The sequence below is a fragment of the Amycolatopsis ponsaeliensis genome (genome assembly GCF_030182635.1).
In the GTDB taxonomy this organism is placed as follows: Bacteria; Actinomycetota; Actinomycetes; order Mycobacteriales; family Pseudonocardiaceae; genus Amycolatopsis; species Amycolatopsis ponsaeliensis.
The window spans coordinates 1-13,823 of the sequence record NZ_JAPZLD010000021.1 but is presented as its reverse complement, the minus strand read 5'-3'; the positions used below and the strand labels follow the sequence as shown (position 1 = coordinate 13,823).

The 13,823-nt window shown below is 69.0% G+C and carries 19 protein-coding genes; 5 read left to right on the top strand and 14 right to left on the bottom strand.

Translation table 11 applies throughout. The features are described from left to right. Positions 1 to 12: 12 nt before the first annotated feature. The 9 genes from rplW to QQ657_RS28705 all read right to left on the bottom strand — a co-directional run bounded on the left by rplW (position 13) and on the right by QQ657_RS28705 (position 7,436). Complete coding sequence (rplW, locus tag QQ657_RS28745; RefSeq protein ID WP_284745387.1) at positions 13 to 324, bottom strand: 50S ribosomal protein L23; 312 nt, start codon at positions 322 to 324, stop codon at positions 13 to 15. Then, a complete protein-coding gene (rplD, locus tag QQ657_RS28740; RefSeq protein ID WP_284745386.1) occupies positions 321 to 1,010 on the bottom strand; it encodes a 50S ribosomal protein L4 in 690 nt (229 codons plus the stop codon). The genes rplW and rplD overlap by 4 nt, the downstream gene beginning before the upstream one ends. Next, positions 1,007 to 1,663: a 50S ribosomal protein L3 gene (gene rplC / locus QQ657_RS28735; protein WP_284745385.1), complete on the bottom strand. Its 657-nt coding sequence runs from the start codon at positions 1,661 to 1,663 to the stop codon at positions 1,007 to 1,009. The genes rplD and rplC overlap by 4 nt, the downstream gene beginning before the upstream one ends. 31 nt (positions 1,664 to 1,694) lie before the next feature. Beyond that, positions 1,695 to 2,000: a 30S ribosomal protein S10 gene (gene rpsJ, locus QQ657_RS28730; protein ID WP_003102098.1), complete on the bottom strand. Its 306-nt coding sequence runs from the start codon at positions 1,998 to 2,000 to the stop codon at positions 1,695 to 1,697. Positions 2,001 to 2,407: 407 nt separating this feature from the next. After that, a complete protein-coding gene (gene tuf, locus QQ657_RS28725; RefSeq protein WP_284745384.1) occupies positions 2,408 to 3,601 on the bottom strand; it encodes an elongation factor Tu in 1,194 nt (397 codons plus the stop codon). Between the two features lie 131 nt (positions 3,602 to 3,732). Beyond that, positions 3,733 to 5,832, bottom strand: coding sequence for an elongation factor G (gene fusA / locus QQ657_RS28720; protein WP_284745383.1), 2,100 nt, complete (start codon positions 5,830 to 5,832; stop codon positions 3,733 to 3,735). 63 nt (positions 5,833 to 5,895) lie between these two features. After that, a complete protein-coding gene (gene rpsG / locus QQ657_RS28715; protein ID WP_003102106.1) occupies positions 5,896 to 6,366 on the bottom strand; it encodes a 30S ribosomal protein S7 in 471 nt (156 codons plus the stop codon). Next, on the bottom strand, positions 6,366 to 6,740 hold the full coding sequence (rpsL, locus tag QQ657_RS28710) for a 30S ribosomal protein S12 (protein ID WP_003102113.1): 375 nt from the start codon (positions 6,738 to 6,740) through the stop codon (positions 6,366 to 6,368). Before rpsL ends, rpsG begins: the two co-directional genes overlap by 1 nt. Positions 6,741 to 7,280: 540 nt before the next feature. Beyond that, positions 7,281 to 7,436, bottom strand: a complete 156-nt coding sequence (locus tag QQ657_RS28705; RefSeq protein ID WP_284745382.1) for a hypothetical protein — start codon at positions 7,434 to 7,436, stop codon at positions 7,281 to 7,283. A 165-nt stretch (positions 7,437 to 7,601) separates the two neighbouring features. Here QQ657_RS28705 and QQ657_RS28700 point away from each other — a divergent pair, with 165 nt between their 5' ends. The 4 genes from QQ657_RS28700 to QQ657_RS28685 are packed head-to-tail and all read left to right on the top strand — an operon-like array spanning position 7,602 to position 10,325. Beyond that, positions 7,602 to 8,156, top strand: coding sequence for a YbaB/EbfC family nucleoid-associated protein (locus QQ657_RS28700; protein ID WP_284745381.1), 555 nt, complete (start codon positions 7,602 to 7,604; stop codon positions 8,154 to 8,156). Continuing rightward, positions 8,156 to 8,497, top strand: coding sequence for an ESX-1 secretion-associated protein (locus tag QQ657_RS28695; RefSeq protein ID WP_284745380.1), 342 nt, complete (start codon positions 8,156 to 8,158; stop codon positions 8,495 to 8,497). Before QQ657_RS28700 ends, QQ657_RS28695 begins: the two co-directional genes overlap by 1 nt. A gap of 11 nt (positions 8,498 to 8,508) precedes the next feature. Further along, positions 8,509 to 9,699, top strand: a complete 1,191-nt coding sequence (locus QQ657_RS28690; RefSeq protein ID WP_284745379.1) for a hypothetical protein — start codon at positions 8,509 to 8,511, stop codon at positions 9,697 to 9,699. After that, positions 9,699 to 10,325 (top strand): hypothetical protein, encoded by a 627-nt coding sequence (locus QQ657_RS28685; protein ID WP_284745378.1) that lies wholly within the window; start codon positions 9,699 to 9,701, stop codon positions 10,323 to 10,325. The genes QQ657_RS28690 and QQ657_RS28685 overlap by 1 nt, the downstream gene beginning before the upstream one ends. On the opposite strand, the gene QQ657_RS28680 is transcribed toward QQ657_RS28685, so the two are convergent. After that, positions 10,306 to 10,527, bottom strand: a complete 222-nt coding sequence (locus tag QQ657_RS28680; RefSeq protein WP_284745377.1) for a hypothetical protein — start codon at positions 10,525 to 10,527, stop codon at positions 10,306 to 10,308. The two genes, QQ657_RS28685 and QQ657_RS28680, sit on opposite strands and share 20 nt — an antisense overlap. A gap of 58 nt (positions 10,528 to 10,585) precedes the next feature. On the opposite strand from QQ657_RS28680, the gene QQ657_RS28675 reads away from it, so the two are divergent. After that, complete coding sequence (locus QQ657_RS28675) at positions 10,586 to 11,065, top strand: GNAT family N-acetyltransferase (RefSeq protein WP_350310710.1); 480 nt, start codon at positions 10,586 to 10,588, stop codon at positions 11,063 to 11,065. On the opposite strand, the gene QQ657_RS28670 is transcribed toward QQ657_RS28675, so the two are convergent. The 4 genes from QQ657_RS28670 to QQ657_RS28655 are packed head-to-tail and all read right to left on the bottom strand — an operon-like array spanning position 11,058 to position 13,760. After that, positions 11,058 to 11,525 (bottom strand): hypothetical protein, encoded by a 468-nt coding sequence (locus QQ657_RS28670; protein WP_284745376.1) that lies wholly within the window; start codon positions 11,523 to 11,525, stop codon positions 11,058 to 11,060. The genes QQ657_RS28675 and QQ657_RS28670 overlap by 8 nt on opposite strands. 51 nt (positions 11,526 to 11,576) lie before the next feature. Beyond that, the gene (locus tag QQ657_RS28665; RefSeq protein WP_284745375.1) at positions 11,577 to 11,807 is read right to left on the bottom strand and encodes a hypothetical protein; all 231 of its coding nucleotides are present in this window, start codon (positions 11,805 to 11,807) and stop codon (positions 11,577 to 11,579) included. 13 nt (positions 11,808 to 11,820) lie between these two features. After that, entirely contained in the window at positions 11,821 to 12,027 is a 207-nt protein-coding gene (locus QQ657_RS28660) for a hypothetical protein (RefSeq protein ID WP_284745374.1), read from the bottom strand. A 26-nt stretch (positions 12,028 to 12,053) separates the two neighbouring features. After that, positions 12,054 to 13,760, bottom strand: coding sequence for a hypothetical protein (locus QQ657_RS28655; protein WP_284745373.1), 1,707 nt, complete (start codon positions 13,758 to 13,760; stop codon positions 12,054 to 12,056). Between the last annotated feature and the right edge of the window lie 63 nt (positions 13,761 to 13,823).

The following is a 13,823-nucleotide window of genomic DNA, read 5'->3' as shown; positions in this document are numbered from 1 at the left end:
CAGCTCAGTCCTTTACGCGGTGGGTCCGCCGAAGATCTCAATCGCCTTGCTCTCAGGCGAAAGAGTCACGATGGCGCGCTTGGTGTCCTTGCGCTTGCCGAAGCCGGCGCGAGTCCGCTTACGCTTGCCCTTGCGGTTGGCCGTGTTGACACTGACCACCTTGACGCCGAACACCTTCTCGACCGCGATCTTGACCTGGGTCTTGTTGGCGTCCGGGCGGACGATGAACGTGTACTTGTGGTCCTCGAGCAGCCCGTAGGACTTCTCGGAGATGACCGGCGCGAGCAGGATGTCGCGGGGGTCCGGAATGGCGACCGAACTCACTTCTCGTCACTCCCTTCCGTGACCTCGCCCGACCGCGCCGAAGCCTTGACGGCCTTGCCGCGGGCGGGGCCGGCGACGAACACGTCGTACGCGGCCTTGGTGAACACGACGTCGTCGTTGACCAGCACGTCGTAGGTGTTGAGCTGGTCGGCCCAGAGGAGGTGCACCTCGGGCAGGTTCCGCAGGGAGACCCAGCTGTACTCGTCGTCCCGGTGCAGCACCACGAGCACGCGCTTCGCCTGCGTCACCGCGGCGAGCACGGCCTTGGCGGCCTTCGTGGACGGCTTCTCACCCGTCACCAGCTCGGTGACGATGTGCAGCTGGCCGGCGCGAGCCCGGTCGGAGAGGGCGCCACGCAGAGCGGCGGCCTTCATCTTCTTCGGGGTGCGCTGCGAGTAGTCACGCGGCGTGGGGCCGTGGACGACGCCACCGCCGACGAACTGCGGCGCGCGGGTCGAACCCTGGCGGGCACGGCCGGTGCCCTTCTGCCGGTACGGCTTCTTGCCGCCACCGGAGACCTCACCACGGGTCTTCGTGTCGTGCGTGCCCTGGCGCGCGGCGGCCTGCTGGGCCACCACGACCTGGTGCATCAGCGCGACATTGGCCTGCACGTCGAAGATCTCCTCGGGGAGGTCCACGGTGCCGTCGGCTTTACCGGCCGGGGTCTTCAGCTCGACGCTTGTCATTCGGAGTTACCACCCTTCGCGGCGCTGCGCACGAACAGCAGGCCGCCCTTCGGACCGGGCACTGCGCCCTTGATCAGCAGCAGGCCGTCTTCGGCACGCACGGCGTGCACGGTCAGGTTCTGCGTGGTGACCCGGTCGACGCCCATCCGGCCGGCCATGCGCACGCCCTTGAAAACGCGGCCCGGGGTGGCACAGCCACCGATCGAGCCCGGACGACGGTGCACGGCCTGGGCACCGTGGCTCGCGCCCTGGCCCTTGAAGCCGTGGCGCTTCATGACGCCGGCGTAGCCCTTGCCCTTGCTGGTACCGGTGACGTCGACCTCGACGCCGGCGGCGAACACCTCGGCGGTGATCTCCTGGCCGACCTCATAGGTCTCGGCGTCGGTGGTGCGCAGCTCCGCGAGGTAGCGCCGCGGGGTCACGCCCGCCTTGTCGTAGTGGCCGGTGCGCGGCTTGTTCACCCTGCGCGGGTCGACCGCGCCGAACGCCAGCTGCACGGCCTTGTAACCGTCTTTTTCTTCGGTCCGAACCTGGGTCACCACGTTCGGGCCGGCCTGCACGACGGTGACCGGGACAACCCGGTTCTGCTCGTCGAACACCTGGGTCATGCCGAGCTTGGTGCCCAGGATGCCCTTCATTTGCCTGTCAGACATGAGTCTCTTATCTCCGCCGCTCGCCCAACGCTTACTGGATGTTGACGTCGACGCTCGCCGGCAGGTCGATGCGCATGAGCGCGTCGACCGTCTTCGGCGTCGGGTCGAGGATGTCGATCAGACGCTTGTGCGTGCGCATCTCGAAGTGCTCGCGCGAGTCCTTGTACTTGTGCGGCGAGCGGATGACGCAGTAAACGTTCTTCTCGGTGGGCAGCGGCACCGGCCCGACAACCCGGGCGCCGGTGCGCGTGACCGTCTCCACGATCTTGCGCGCCGAGGTGTCGATCGCCTCGTGGTCGTAGGCCTTGAGCCGGATGCGGATCTTCTGTCCCGCCATGGTGGCTGCTCGTTCCTTGTCGTCTCGTGCCGCTATCTCACAAACCCCGCCGGGTGTTCCCACCCTTGGCCTGGGTTTCCGCAGTTCAACGGCCCTGTCCCCGGTCCACGCGGTCGGGCGTGTCGCGCCCGACGCACAGACGGATCCCGCGGGATCGTCGTCTTGCCTGGTCTTCCTCAACGTGAGGAGGCTATGAGCCGGCTGACCGTCTCACTGCCTTTGCCCGCTCGCCTGCAACCCGAAGGAAGAGCTCGGCGGACCGTGGCCACTCGCACCGAGGCGGCCGGACCCTTTCGTCTAAAACCCGAAGGGATCGGCCGCCCCAGGACGAGCAACCTGAATAGTGTCGCACACGTGATTTGACGCCCCTGACCCGGGGGTGTATTGCCCCCGGGCGGGGCGCCGAATCACTTGATGATCTTGGTGACCTGACCCGCACCGACGGTGCGGCCACCCTCGCGGATGGCGAACCGCAGGTTCACGTCCATCGCGACCGGCTGGATCAGCGCGACCGAGATGTCGGTGTTGTCGCCCGGCATGACCATCTCGGTGCCCTCGGGGAGGGTCACGACGCCGGTCACGTCGGTGGTGCGGAAGTAGAACTGCGGGCGGTAGTTGTTGAAGAACGGGGTGTGACGGCCACCCTCGTCCTTCGACAGGATGTAGACCCGGCCCTCGAAGTCGGTGTGCGGGGTGGTGGTGCCCGGCTTCACGACGACCTGGCCGCGCTCGACGTCCTCGCGCTTGATGCCACGGACGAGGAGGCCGACGTTGTCGCCCGCCTGGCCCTGGTCGAGCAGCTTGCGGAACATCTCGACACCGGTGACCGTGGTCTTGGTCGACTTTTCCTTGATGCCGACGATCTCGACCTCTTCGTTGACGTTGACCACGCCACGCTCGATGCGGCCGGTGACGACGGTGCCGCGACCGGTGATCGTGAAGACGTCTTCGATCGGCATGAGGAACGGCTTGTCGAGCTCGCGCACCGGGTCCGGCACGTTGTCGTCGACAGCGGTCATCAGCTCGAGAACGGCGTCGCCCCACTTCTCGTCGCCCTCGAGGGCCTTGAGGCCCGAGACGCGCACGACCGGAGCGTCGTCGCCCGGGAACTCCTGCGAGGAGAGCAGCTCGCGGACCTCGAGCTCGACGAGCTCCAGGATCTCCTCGTCGTCGACCATGTCGGCCTTGTTCAGCGCGACCACGATGTAGGGCACGCCGACCTGGCGGGCGAGCAGCACGTGCTCACGGGTCTGCGGCATCGGGCCGTCGGTCGCGGCGACCACCAGGATCGCGCCGTCCATCTGGGCGGCACCGGTGATCATGTTCTTGATGTAGTCCGCGTGACCGGGGGCGTCGACGTGCGCGTAGTGACGCTTCTCGGTCTGGTACTCGACGTGCGAGATGTTGATCGTGATGCCGCGCTGCTTCTCTTCCGGCGCGTTGTCGATCTGGTCGAACGCCCGGGACTCGTTGAGCTCCGGGTACTTGTCGTGCAGAACCTTGGTGATCGCCGCGGTCAGCGTGGTCTTGCCGTGGTCGACGTGACCGATGGTCCCGATGTTGACGTGCGGCTTGCTCCGCTCGAACTTCGCCTTCGCCACTGGAATGTCCTCCTGGACTGATTTCGCTTTGTGCTCGGGGGCCGGCGTGGCTGCCGACCCCCGAATGTTCCTTCGTCGGTGCTAGCGGACGTTCAGGAGAGTCCCTTAATGCCCGCGCGCGGTGAGGGGTTTTACTCCCCCGTCGCCTTCGCGATGATTTCCTTCGCGACGTTCGCGGGAACCTCGGCGTAGGAGTCGAACAACATGGAGTAGTTCGCCCGGCCCTGGGTGCGGGACCGGAGGTCACCGACGTAGCCGAACATCTCCGACAGCGGGACCAGCGCCTTCACGACGCGGATGCCCGCCCGCTCCTCCATGGCCTGGATCTGACCACGACGGGAGTTGAGGTCACCGATGACGTCACCCATGTAGTCCTCGGGCGTGGTCACCTCGACCGCCATCATCGGCTCCAGGATCACCGGGCCGGCCTTCTTCGCGGCTTCCTTCATCGCCATGGAACCGGCGATCTTGAACGCCATCTCCGAAGAGTCGACCTCGTGGTACGCACCATCGATCAAGGTGAACTTCAACCCGACGAGCGGGTAGCCGGCCAGGACGCCGTACTGCATCGCGTCCTGCGCGCCCGCGTCCACCGACGGGATGTACTCCCGCGGCACGCGACCACCGGTCACCTTGTTGACGAACTCGTAGAGCGCGCCGTCGGTGCGCTCCAGCGGCTCCAGCTTCACGATGACCTTCGCGAACTGGCCGGAACCACCGGTCTGCTTCTTGTGGACGTAGTCGAGCTTGTCGACCGTCTTCTTGATCGTCTCGCGGTAGGCGACCTGCGGCTTACCGATGTTCGCCTCGACCTTGTAGTCGGACTTCATCCGGTTCACCAGCACCTCGAGGTGCAGCTCGCCCATGCCCGCGATGATCGTCTGGCCGGTGTCCTCGTCCAGCTTGACCTGGAACGTCGGGTCCTCTTCGGCCAGCTTCTGGATCGCCAGGGACAGCTTCTCCTGGTCGGCCTTCGTCTTCGGTTCGATCGCGACCCGGATGACCGGCTCGGGGAACGTCATCGACTCCAGCACGATCGGGTTCTGCGGGTCCGCCAGGGTGTCACCCGTGGTGGTGTCCTTCAGCCCGATGACCGCGTAGATGTGGCCGACCTGGGCGTCGTCGACCGGGTTCTCCTTGTTGGAGTGCATCTGGAAGATCTTCCCGATGCGCTCCTTGCGCTCCTTGGTCGCGTTGACGACCTGCGCTCCGGCGGCGACCTTGCCCGAGTACACCCGGATGTAGGTCAGCTTGCCGAAGAACGGGTGCGCGGCGATCTTGAAGGCGAGCGCGGCGAACGGCTCGTCGACCGAAGCCTTGCGGGACGCCACGGTCTCGCCGTCGGGCAGCAGGCCCTCGACGGCCGGGACGTCCAGCGGGGTCGGCAGGTAGTCGATGACCGCGTCGAGCATGGGCTGCACGCCCTTGTTCTTGAACGCGGAACCGGCCAGCACCGGGAAGACCTGGCTGGTGATGGTGAGCTTGCGGATGCCGGACTTGATCTCGGCTTCCGTGAGCTCCTCACCCTCGAGGAACTTCTCCATCAGCGCGTCGTCCGCCTCGGCGACGGTCTCGACGAGCTTCTCGCGGTACTCCGCGGCCAGCTCGGCCAGCTCGGCGGGGATCTCCTCGACGGAGTAGTCCTCGCCCTTCTGGACCTCGCCACGCCAGGTCAGCGCCTTCATGCGGACCAGGTCGACGACGCCTTCGAAGTCGTTCTCGGCGCCGATCGGCAGCTGGATGACCAGCGGCCGGACACCGAGGCGCTCGACGATGGTCTTCACGGTGTAGTAGAAGTCCGCACCGAGCTTGTCCATCTTGTTGACGAAGCAGATGCGCGGGACGTCGTACTTGTCCGCCTGCCGCCAGACCTGCTCGGACTGCGGCTCGACGCCTTCCTTGCCGTCGAAGACGGCGACCGCACCGTCGAGCACCCGGAGGTTGCGCTCCACCTCGACGGTGAAGTCGACGTGGCCCGGGGTGTCGATGATGTTGATCTGGTGGTCGTCCCAGAAGGTGGTGGTCGCAGCCGAGGTGATGGTGATGCCCCGCTTCTGCTCCTCCTCCATCCAGTCCATGGTGGCGGCGCCGTCGTGGACTTCACCGATCTTGTAGTTGACCCCGGTGTAGAACAGGATCCGCTCGGTGGTGGTCGTCTTGCCGGCGTCGATGTGGGCCATGATGCCGATGTTGCGGACCTTGTTCAGGTCGGTCAGCACTTCACGTGCCACGAGAGTGTTCCCCTGTTCTCAAGCTTGGGGCCCGGCATGGCTTGATCGACAGCCGGGCAGTCATCACCAGCGGTAGTGCGCGAAGGCCCGGTTGGACTCGGCCATCTTGTGCGTGTCCTCGCGACGCTTCACGGAGGCACCGAGGCCGTTGGAAGCGTCCAGGAGCTCGTTCTGCAGGCGCTCGATCATCGTCTTCTCGCGGCGGGCCTGCGAGAAGGAGACCAGCCAGCGCAGGGCCAGCGTGGTGGAGCGACCCGGCTTGACCTCGATCGGCACCTGGTAGGTGGCACCACCGACGCGGCGGCTCTTCACCTCGATGGTGGGCTTCACGTTGTCGAGGGCGCGCTTCAGCGTGACGACCGGGTCGGTGCCCGTCTTCTCGCGAGCGCCTTCGAGCGCGCCGTACACGATGCGCTCGGCCAGGGACCGCTTCCCGTCCTTCAGCACCTTGTTCACCAGCTGGGTGACCAGCGGGGAGGCGTAGACGGGGTCGGAGATCAGCGGCCGCTTCGGGGCCGGACCCTTGCGGGGCATTAGCTCTTCTCCTTCTTCGCGCCGTACCGGCTGCGCGCCTGCTTGCGGTTCTTGACACCCTGCGTGTCGAGCGAACCGCGGATGATCTTGTAACGGACACCCGGAAGGTCCTTCACACGACCACCACGCACGAGCACCATCGAGTGCTCCTGCAGGTTGTGGCCCTCACCGGGGATGTAGGCGGTGACCTCGATGCCGCTGGTCAGCTTCACACGCGCGACCTTGCGAAGCGCCGAGTTCGGCTTCTTGGGGGTCGTGGTGTACACGCGAGTGCACACGCCACGCCGCTGCGGGCTCCCCTTGAGGGCCGCGGTCTTCTGCTTGGCAGCCTTGTCCTGGCGGCCCTTGCGGACCAGCTGCTGGATCGTGGGCAATGGACCAGCTTCCTGTCGTGATCTGCTTCTTCGTGTCTTCACCGGCCCCCGCGGTCGGGCGTGTCGGCCCGCGTCACGGTCTCTCGACCGGTAACTTCCCGGAGGGATTTTCCGTCGGTAACCCCGACCTGCCGAAGCCGGTGACCGGGTGCCTCAGCACCCCGCCCATGCCGCACGGCACGCGGAGCGGCCCGACGCATGCCGGGCACGGTCTCCAAAGATACCCGCCCGGGTGCGGGCGGAACGCGGCGGGGGGTCCGAAGGTCGGCGAACCTGCAGCCTACCTCCGAACAGCACAGCGCCGCGGGATGTTCCGCCAGGCGGTCACGCCTGGGTACCGGACGCCGTTTCCGGGCCGGCCACAGGCAGTACGCCCCCGCAGACGTTCTTTACAACACTGCCCGCCTCGGGAATGTTCCCAGGCCGGGCGGTCGGCTCGCGTACCCAGACAGTCGGCTCGCGTACTCAGACGGTCGGCTCACGAGCCGACCCTCCAGGTACGCGAGCCGACGCTCCGGGACCCCCGCACCGGGCGGTGGATCAGTCCTCGTCGGGCTTCGCGTGGTCCGGCTTGCCCGGGTTCGGGTCGCGCGAGAGGTCGATGAGCGGGTGCACGTCCGCTCCCTCGGGAGCCGCGTGGCTGCCGGTCGACTTCGGCTCTTCGTCGGGCCGCTCGGCCCCTTCTCTGCTGCTCATCACACACTCCTAGCGACTCTTCCCTGCTTCCCCTTGCGGCCGGAAACCTACCCATTACCCGGTCGGGTGACGCAGTGGGATCGGATCGGGCGTTCCGTGCGTCACACCGTCGCCGAGGGGCCACGATGGGTGGCGAGCACCGGGCGAGCGGGGAGGAACAGAGACATGTCGGCCGAGTTCGACCAGCTGGTGGCGGAGTTCGAGCGGTTCGAATCGAGCATCCGCGACGTCGACGACCGCTTCGCCGGCGTCGGCGCGATGCGGCAGGAACTGACCGAGCTGCGAGCGAGCGCGTCCTCGCCGGACGGCGGCGTGACCGTGGTCACCGGCCCCGGCGGCGCGGTCCTCGACGTCAAGTTCACCGACGCGGCGCTCGCGAAGGGCGCGCAGGCGCTCTCGGCGACGTTGCTGACGACGCTGCGCGAAGCCGTCGGCGAGGCGGCCCGCCGGCAGGCGGTGCTCGTCGAGGAACACCTGGGCGACCACCTCGGCCTGGTCGACCAGGTCATCGAAACCCAGGCCGTCGCGTTCGGAACCACCGTCGAGGAAATGCGGTCGAAGCTCGCGGAAGGAACGCCGGAGCCGCCGGCCCCCGCCGAGGACTTCTCCGAGGAACGGGTGCTGCGCCAGGCCGACACGCCTCCCCCGCCGCCGGCACCGCCCGCGGCCGGGTCCGCCGGCGACTCCTTCCTGCGCACCCTGTTCGACGAGGAGGACTGATGCCCGACGGAGCCGGCGGCTACCAGGTGGAGATCGACGCGCTGCGCCAGTACGTCGGCGTGCTCGGCAAGTACCAGGACCAGGGCGCGAAGTTCACCGAGAAGGTCGGCCGGTCCGACGTCGGCGACAAGTCGTGGGGCGTGGTCGGCCTGTTCACCAAGCACGGGTACGACGAAACGCTGCACGAACTGCGCGACCTGCTGGCGTCGATGGCCGAGGGCCTGACGTCGGCGCAGGGCAAGTTCACCGACGCGGCGAACGTCTACCAGGGCACCGAAGACGATCACAAGGCCTTCTTCGGGCAGGTCGAGGTCCTGCTCGACGGCCCGAAGCAGCCCTGAGGGGGGCCAGGATGGCGGAGTTCCAGGACGTCGCGAGCGGCGTCAGCGTGAAGAGCGACGACCCGGCGACGGTGCTCGGGGTGAACGTCGACAACGCGGTCAAGGCGACGCCGTTCGTGGGCAGCGCGGTGACCGTCGGCAAGGACTTCGTCTCGGTGGCGAAGGCCGCGACGGCGCCGCACCCGGACGGCGTCGACATCGCCCTCGGGCTCGGCACCATCGCGACCGACACGACGAGCTTCATCCAGTCGAGCGCGAGCACGATCACCGACATCGCCACCGACCCGCTCGGCTGGCTCGTCGGGCAGGGGCTGAACTTCCTGATCAGCGCCGTCCAGCCGATCCAGGACGCGATCCACTTCGTCAGCGGCGACGGGCCCGCGCTCGGCATCGCGGCGGACAACTTCAACGCCATCGCGACCGGGCTGGACCAGCTGGCGAAGAACTTCGCCGAGGTCGCGGACACGTCGCTGGCGAGCTGGAAGGGGGACGCCGGCGACGCGGCGCGCACGTCGCTCGGCGAGTTCGCCCACGGCATCGGCGGGGTCTCCGCGAAGTCCGGTGACCTGGCGCAGATGCTGCAGCTGAGCAGCATGCTGATGAGCTTCATCGAAGAGCTGATCAAGGCGATCCTCACCGAGCTGGTCACCTGGCTGATCATGATCTGGATCCCGGCGCTGGCGGCCGCGGTGCCCACCTGCGGGGCGTCGGTCGCCACCGCGGGCACGGCGTCGGAGGTCAAGCTCGGCACGACCGCCGCGAAGACGACCAAGAAGGTCTCGAAGGTCCGTGAGCTGCTGCAGAAGATCCTCGCCTGGCTGCAGAAGATGAAGGCCAAGCTGGCCGCGACGAAGCTGGGCAAGGTGTTCACCGAAGGCAAGACCGCGGACAAGCTCAAGGAGATCGCCGAAGGCAACGCGGGCAAGAGCATGGTGGACAAGCTCAAGGGCGCCGAGGGGATGATCGGCAAGCGGGCCGGCAAGAACGCGCTTTCCGAGATCGCGAAGAAGGGCGGCGAGGCGGCGGCCAAGGGCGTGTTCGGCTTCAACCCGGCCAAGCCCGGCGACAACCCGGCCAAGACGCTGAACGACCACCTCGGCAAGCTCAACAGCCACGTCAAGAACGCCAAGAAAGCGAGCGGCTACGGCGAGACGGGCCGGAACCAATCCGACGAAGAGACCCGCGAGGACCTGGACTTCTGATGATCCTGGCACTGGTGATCGTCCTGATCGTGGCCGGCTTCGCGGGCGCGGCCGCGCTCTGGTGGCGGTCGCACACCAAGTACGTCGAAGGCCGCCGGGAGCACTGGTTCAAGGCCTTCGCGGCCGAGCGCGGCGGCACGTTCCACAGCGGGGTCGCCGGCGACGCGAACCCGGCGCCGACATTCGGGGTCATCCACCCGACCGGGCGCCCGCTGGCCGAAAGCGGCCACAAGTCGTGGGTCGAGTTCCGCCACCGCGACCGGCCGGTGATCGCCGTCGACGGCCAGGAGCCGTACCGGCACTTCGACGACCACACGTACTTCCGCGACATCCACGTCACCCAGGTGCAGGTGCCGCCGTCTCCGGAGCTGCGGATCGTGCCGGGGAAGGCGCTGTCGATGCCGACGCTGCCCCCGGATTCGCCGCTCGAGGGCGAGCTGACCCGGTGGCTGGCCGCGAACCCCCGGTTCGCCCAGCGGGACGTCGTCGTGGAGCACGGCTCGGCGCGGACCTGGGCGCAGGGGTGCGCGACCCGGCAGAACATCGTCGCCGACGCCGGCTACCTGGCCGACCTGGCCGACCGGCTGCCCGCGGCGTTGTGGAGCGTCAGCGACGGCGCGTCGTGAGGTGCGTCAAGCCCGCCGACAGCGCGAACACCAGGCCCAAGCCGACGATGTAGGGCCCCGCCAGCAGGGCGAACCCCGCGCCGATGTTGGCGTCGGCCTGCTCGTCGGACCGGAAGCCGATCGCGCCCACCGACAGCAGGATCGCTCCCACCGTGATCAGCAGGACGGCCACCACTGTCAGGCGCTTCGTGATCGTCGTCATACCTTCATGGTGCCCGGGGCCCGGGCAATTCGCTGGACAGCGTCCCCAGGATGAGGACGTGAACTGGAAGATCACCCAGATCGACGTCGCCCACCCGGACGCCGTCACGATCATGCGCGAGTACATGGACGAAGTCGCTTCGCGCTACTACGGGCGCCCCGTCAGCGAAGCGGAGGTCACGCGGTACCTGGCCGACGCTCCCGCCGACGACCTGGTCGCGCCCACCGGGGCGTTCCTCGTCGGCTACCGCGACGGCGACGTCGCTGGCTGCGCCGGCACCCGCGTCGTCGCCCCGGGCGTCAGCGAGCTGACGAAGGTGTTCGTCAGGCCGGCCCACCGCGGGTCGGGGATCGCGCCCGAGCTGGTGGCGGCCGCCGAGGACGCGGCCCGGCGGCTCGGCTCGGACCTCATGCGGCTCGACACCCGAAACGACCTCGTCGAGGCCCGCGCGCTCTACGCGAAGATCGGCTACGCCGAGGTCGAGCCCTTCAACGCCGAGCAGTTCGCCGAGCACTGGTTCGCGAAGGCCCTCAGCTGAGCCGGCCGGTGCAGGCCGCGACCTCGCCGGGCGCCGACTTCTGGGCGGTCACCACGCGCCCGCCCAGGGAAATGCGGCACTCCACCGCGCCGCTCCCCTGCCCGAGCAGCTGGACCGACCCGGCCGACGGCCACGAGAGCTCCTTCCGCCACGGCAGGGCGACGTCGAGCTCCTGGTGGACCAGGCCGAGGCCGTTCGAGTCGTAGACGACCGTCGCCGTGCCGGTACCGGCCAGCTCGTAGGTCACCTGGTAGCCGGACGGCGCCGGCGGGGTCGAGGTGTACGTCGCCGTCGCCATGATCGTGCGCGGCGGCACCGAGGACAGCGACGGCTCCCCCACCACCGCGACCGGCGGCGAGGGTGGCGGCGAACCGTTGTCGCCCAGGATGAAGATGCCGGCGGTGACCGCCGCGATCGCGATCACCGCGATGCCGAGCCTGCCGACGAGCTGCCGGTTCATGGGGACTCCCAAGGAAAACGGCGGCCCCTCGGGTGAGGGGCCGCCGGAGGGTCAGAAGGAGGGCAGGAGCTTGCCGGGGATCCCGTTGACCGACTGGATCAGGCCGAGCACCGGGACGCCGAGCGGCGCGAACGTCCAGATGTTGTTCAGGCCGCTGGTGTCCGGCTCGTCGACCACGACGACACCGGGCGCGTCGGCCGCGAGCGCCGGCGCCGCCGCACCGAACAGGGCCGCACCGGCGAGGACCGCGGCACCGGCCGCGCGAGCGAGGTTCTTCTTCATGGTTGCCTGCCTTTCAGGAAACAGCGGTGATCAGGTCGAAGACGGGGGCGAGCAGGTCGACCGGCTGGCCGATCGGCCCGAGCAGGCTGCCGAGGTCGACGCCGGGCACGAGCCAGACGGAGCCGTCGGTCGGGTCGGCACTGGCGACGCCGGCGGCCAGGCCGGTGAACGCCGTCGCCGCGACGAGCGGCAGCAGGACGCGGGCAGCAAGACGCTTCATGCTTTTCCTTTCATAACAAGGGTTTTTCAGCGGAGAACCGACGTGATCGGCACGATGGTTCCGTCGGGGACCCACTGGCCCGCGTAGTCGCGGTCCATCACCATTCCGGTGGCGTGGGGTTCGGTGGGGTACATCGGCATGGCGTTGACCTGGGCGGCGGCGAAGATCTGGACGTCGCCGGCCGACCGGTCGGCACCCAGCCAGGTCCGGAAGCCGCCGAGCGTCGGGCTTTCGCCGCCGAAGCGGTCGCCGACCGCGACGGCGTACCCGACCGCGGTCGCCTCCCGCGGGTCGAACCGCAGCGGCAGCGACGCGCTCGCGACCGCGTTGACGATCGGCCCGTTCAGCAGCCACGGCGCCAGGTAGAGCCCGTACTGGTGGGTGGGTTCGAGGCGCTGCAGCTCGGCGGCCCGCGTCATCGCCGTGTACCCGGCGGCCCAGCCGGAGACGACGACGAGCGCGGTGTCCGGCCCGGCGTCGGGCCGCACGGCCAGCCCGGCGCGCGCGGCGGTGTCCCGCACCAGCCTCGCCGCCGCGACGCCGCGCGGGGAGTCGTCCTCGGCCAGCGTGATCGCGGACGGTTTCCGCCCGGCGAGGAACTCGACGAGCTTGACCAGCGCCCCGCTGTCCTCCGGCGTCAGCGTGTCGGACGGGCACGCGGTCAGGACGTCGGAGCGGCCCGCGACCAGGCCACCGAGGGCCGCCGACGCGCATTCCGGCGCGTCGGCCTCGGTGATCGACGGACCGGGCGCACTTCCCGCGTCGACCTCGACGACCGTCGTCGCGTCGCCGCGGTGGATCTCCAGGTCGCTGCGGCCGGGCGGCAGGTCGACGTCGGCCCAGGTGCCCTCGGCGCCGGGCCGGGCGACGGCCTTGGTGATGATCCCGCCGCGGACCCCGGCGGAGAGGTCGTCGCCCGCGCTCGGCGGGAGGTGGACGACGTTGTGCCCCGGCCGCTGCGGGCTCACCAGCACCGGGAACCCCGGCGCGTCGGCCAGCAGCGGCACGCCGGGCACGGGCAGCGGCGGCGGCGCCGGGATGGCGCCCAGCGCACTCCACGCCAGGAACCCGAGGGCGACTCCGGCCGCGCCGAAACGGTAGGCGCGCCCGCGCAGGACCGCCGCGAACCCGCTCACGACCAGCGGGAGGACCACGACGGCGAGTACCGCGAATCCGAAGAGCGTGGTGTAGAGCCGCCGGTCGAACCCGACGCCGGACAGCCCGAACCGCGCCGCGCCGGCGAGGACCAGGAGCCCGCCGAGGGTGAGGGCCAGGGGCCCGGGCCGGATCGACGACGTCGGGACCGGGCCGTGCAGGGTGAAGCCGAACCAGACGGCGGCCCCCGCGACGAACACCGAGTCGAGCGCGAACTCGACGCCGGAGCCGCCCAGCGACGTTTCCAGCACCACGAGCACCAGCAGCGCGAGTGACGCCCAGCGCCCGGCCCTCGGCCACCGCAGGAGGATCGGCACGGCCACCGCGAGCACGACGTGGATCGCCAGCGCGACGACGTTGATGTCGACCGCGAACTCCGACACCACGGCGAGCAGGGCCGAAAGCCCGCCGAGGCCGTACAGGGTGAACTTCTGCGCGCGGGTCAGGTCGCCGACCAGCGGGCGCAGGAGACCGCCACCGGCGAGGAAGGCCGTGGAAAGCAAGAGGGCCAGCCGAAGGACCAGCGCCAGAATGTCCACAGTGGACGAACCGGTGGGCGCAGGGTGGTCGTGTTCCATCGAGACTCCCAGCTCGGGGGTCGTGAGTGCGTAACAGTGTTAGAACACTGTTACGCACTCACG

Excerpts from the sequence above, each read along its gene's own strand:
- QQ657_RS28700 (WP_284745381.1), top strand. The coding sequence starts at position 7,602 with ATGTCGGCCGAGTTCGACCAGCTGGTGGCGGAGTTCGAGCGGTTCGAA.
- QQ657_RS28670 (WP_284745376.1), bottom strand. The coding sequence starts at position 11,525 with ATGAACCGGCAGCTCGTCGGCAGGCTCGGCATCGCGGTGATCGCGATC.
- rpsG (WP_003102106.1), bottom strand. The coding sequence starts at position 6,366 with ATGCCCCGCAAGGGTCCGGCCCCGAAGCGGCCGCTGATCTCCGACCCC.
- QQ657_RS28655 (WP_284745373.1), bottom strand. The coding sequence starts at position 13,760 with ATGGAACACGACCACCCTGCGCCCACCGGTTCGTCCACTGTGGACATT.
- QQ657_RS28695 (WP_284745380.1), top strand. The coding sequence starts at position 8,156 with ATGCCCGACGGAGCCGGCGGCTACCAGGTGGAGATCGACGCGCTGCGC.
- QQ657_RS28660 (WP_284745374.1), bottom strand. The coding sequence starts at position 12,027 with ATGAAGCGTCTTGCTGCCCGCGTCCTGCTGCCGCTCGTCGCGGCGACG.
- rpsJ (WP_003102098.1), bottom strand. The coding sequence starts at position 2,000 with ATGGCGGGACAGAAGATCCGCATCCGGCTCAAGGCCTACGACCACGAG.
- rplD (WP_284745386.1), bottom strand. The coding sequence starts at position 1,010 with ATGACAAGCGTCGAGCTGAAGACCCCGGCCGGTAAAGCCGACGGCACC.
- QQ657_RS28705 (WP_284745382.1), bottom strand. The coding sequence starts at position 7,436 with ATGAGCAGCAGAGAAGGGGCCGAGCGGCCCGACGAAGAGCCGAAGTCG.
- QQ657_RS28665 (WP_284745375.1), bottom strand. The coding sequence starts at position 11,807 with ATGAAGAAGAACCTCGCTCGCGCGGCCGGTGCCGCGGTCCTCGCCGGT.
- QQ657_RS28685 (WP_284745378.1), top strand. The coding sequence starts at position 9,699 with ATGATCCTGGCACTGGTGATCGTCCTGATCGTGGCCGGCTTCGCGGGC.
- QQ657_RS28680 (WP_284745377.1), bottom strand. The coding sequence starts at position 10,527 with ATGACGACGATCACGAAGCGCCTGACAGTGGTGGCCGTCCTGCTGATC.
- QQ657_RS28690 (WP_284745379.1), top strand. The coding sequence starts at position 8,509 with ATGGCGGAGTTCCAGGACGTCGCGAGCGGCGTCAGCGTGAAGAGCGAC.
- rplC (WP_284745385.1), bottom strand. The coding sequence starts at position 1,663 with ATGTCTGACAGGCAAATGAAGGGCATCCTGGGCACCAAGCTCGGCATG.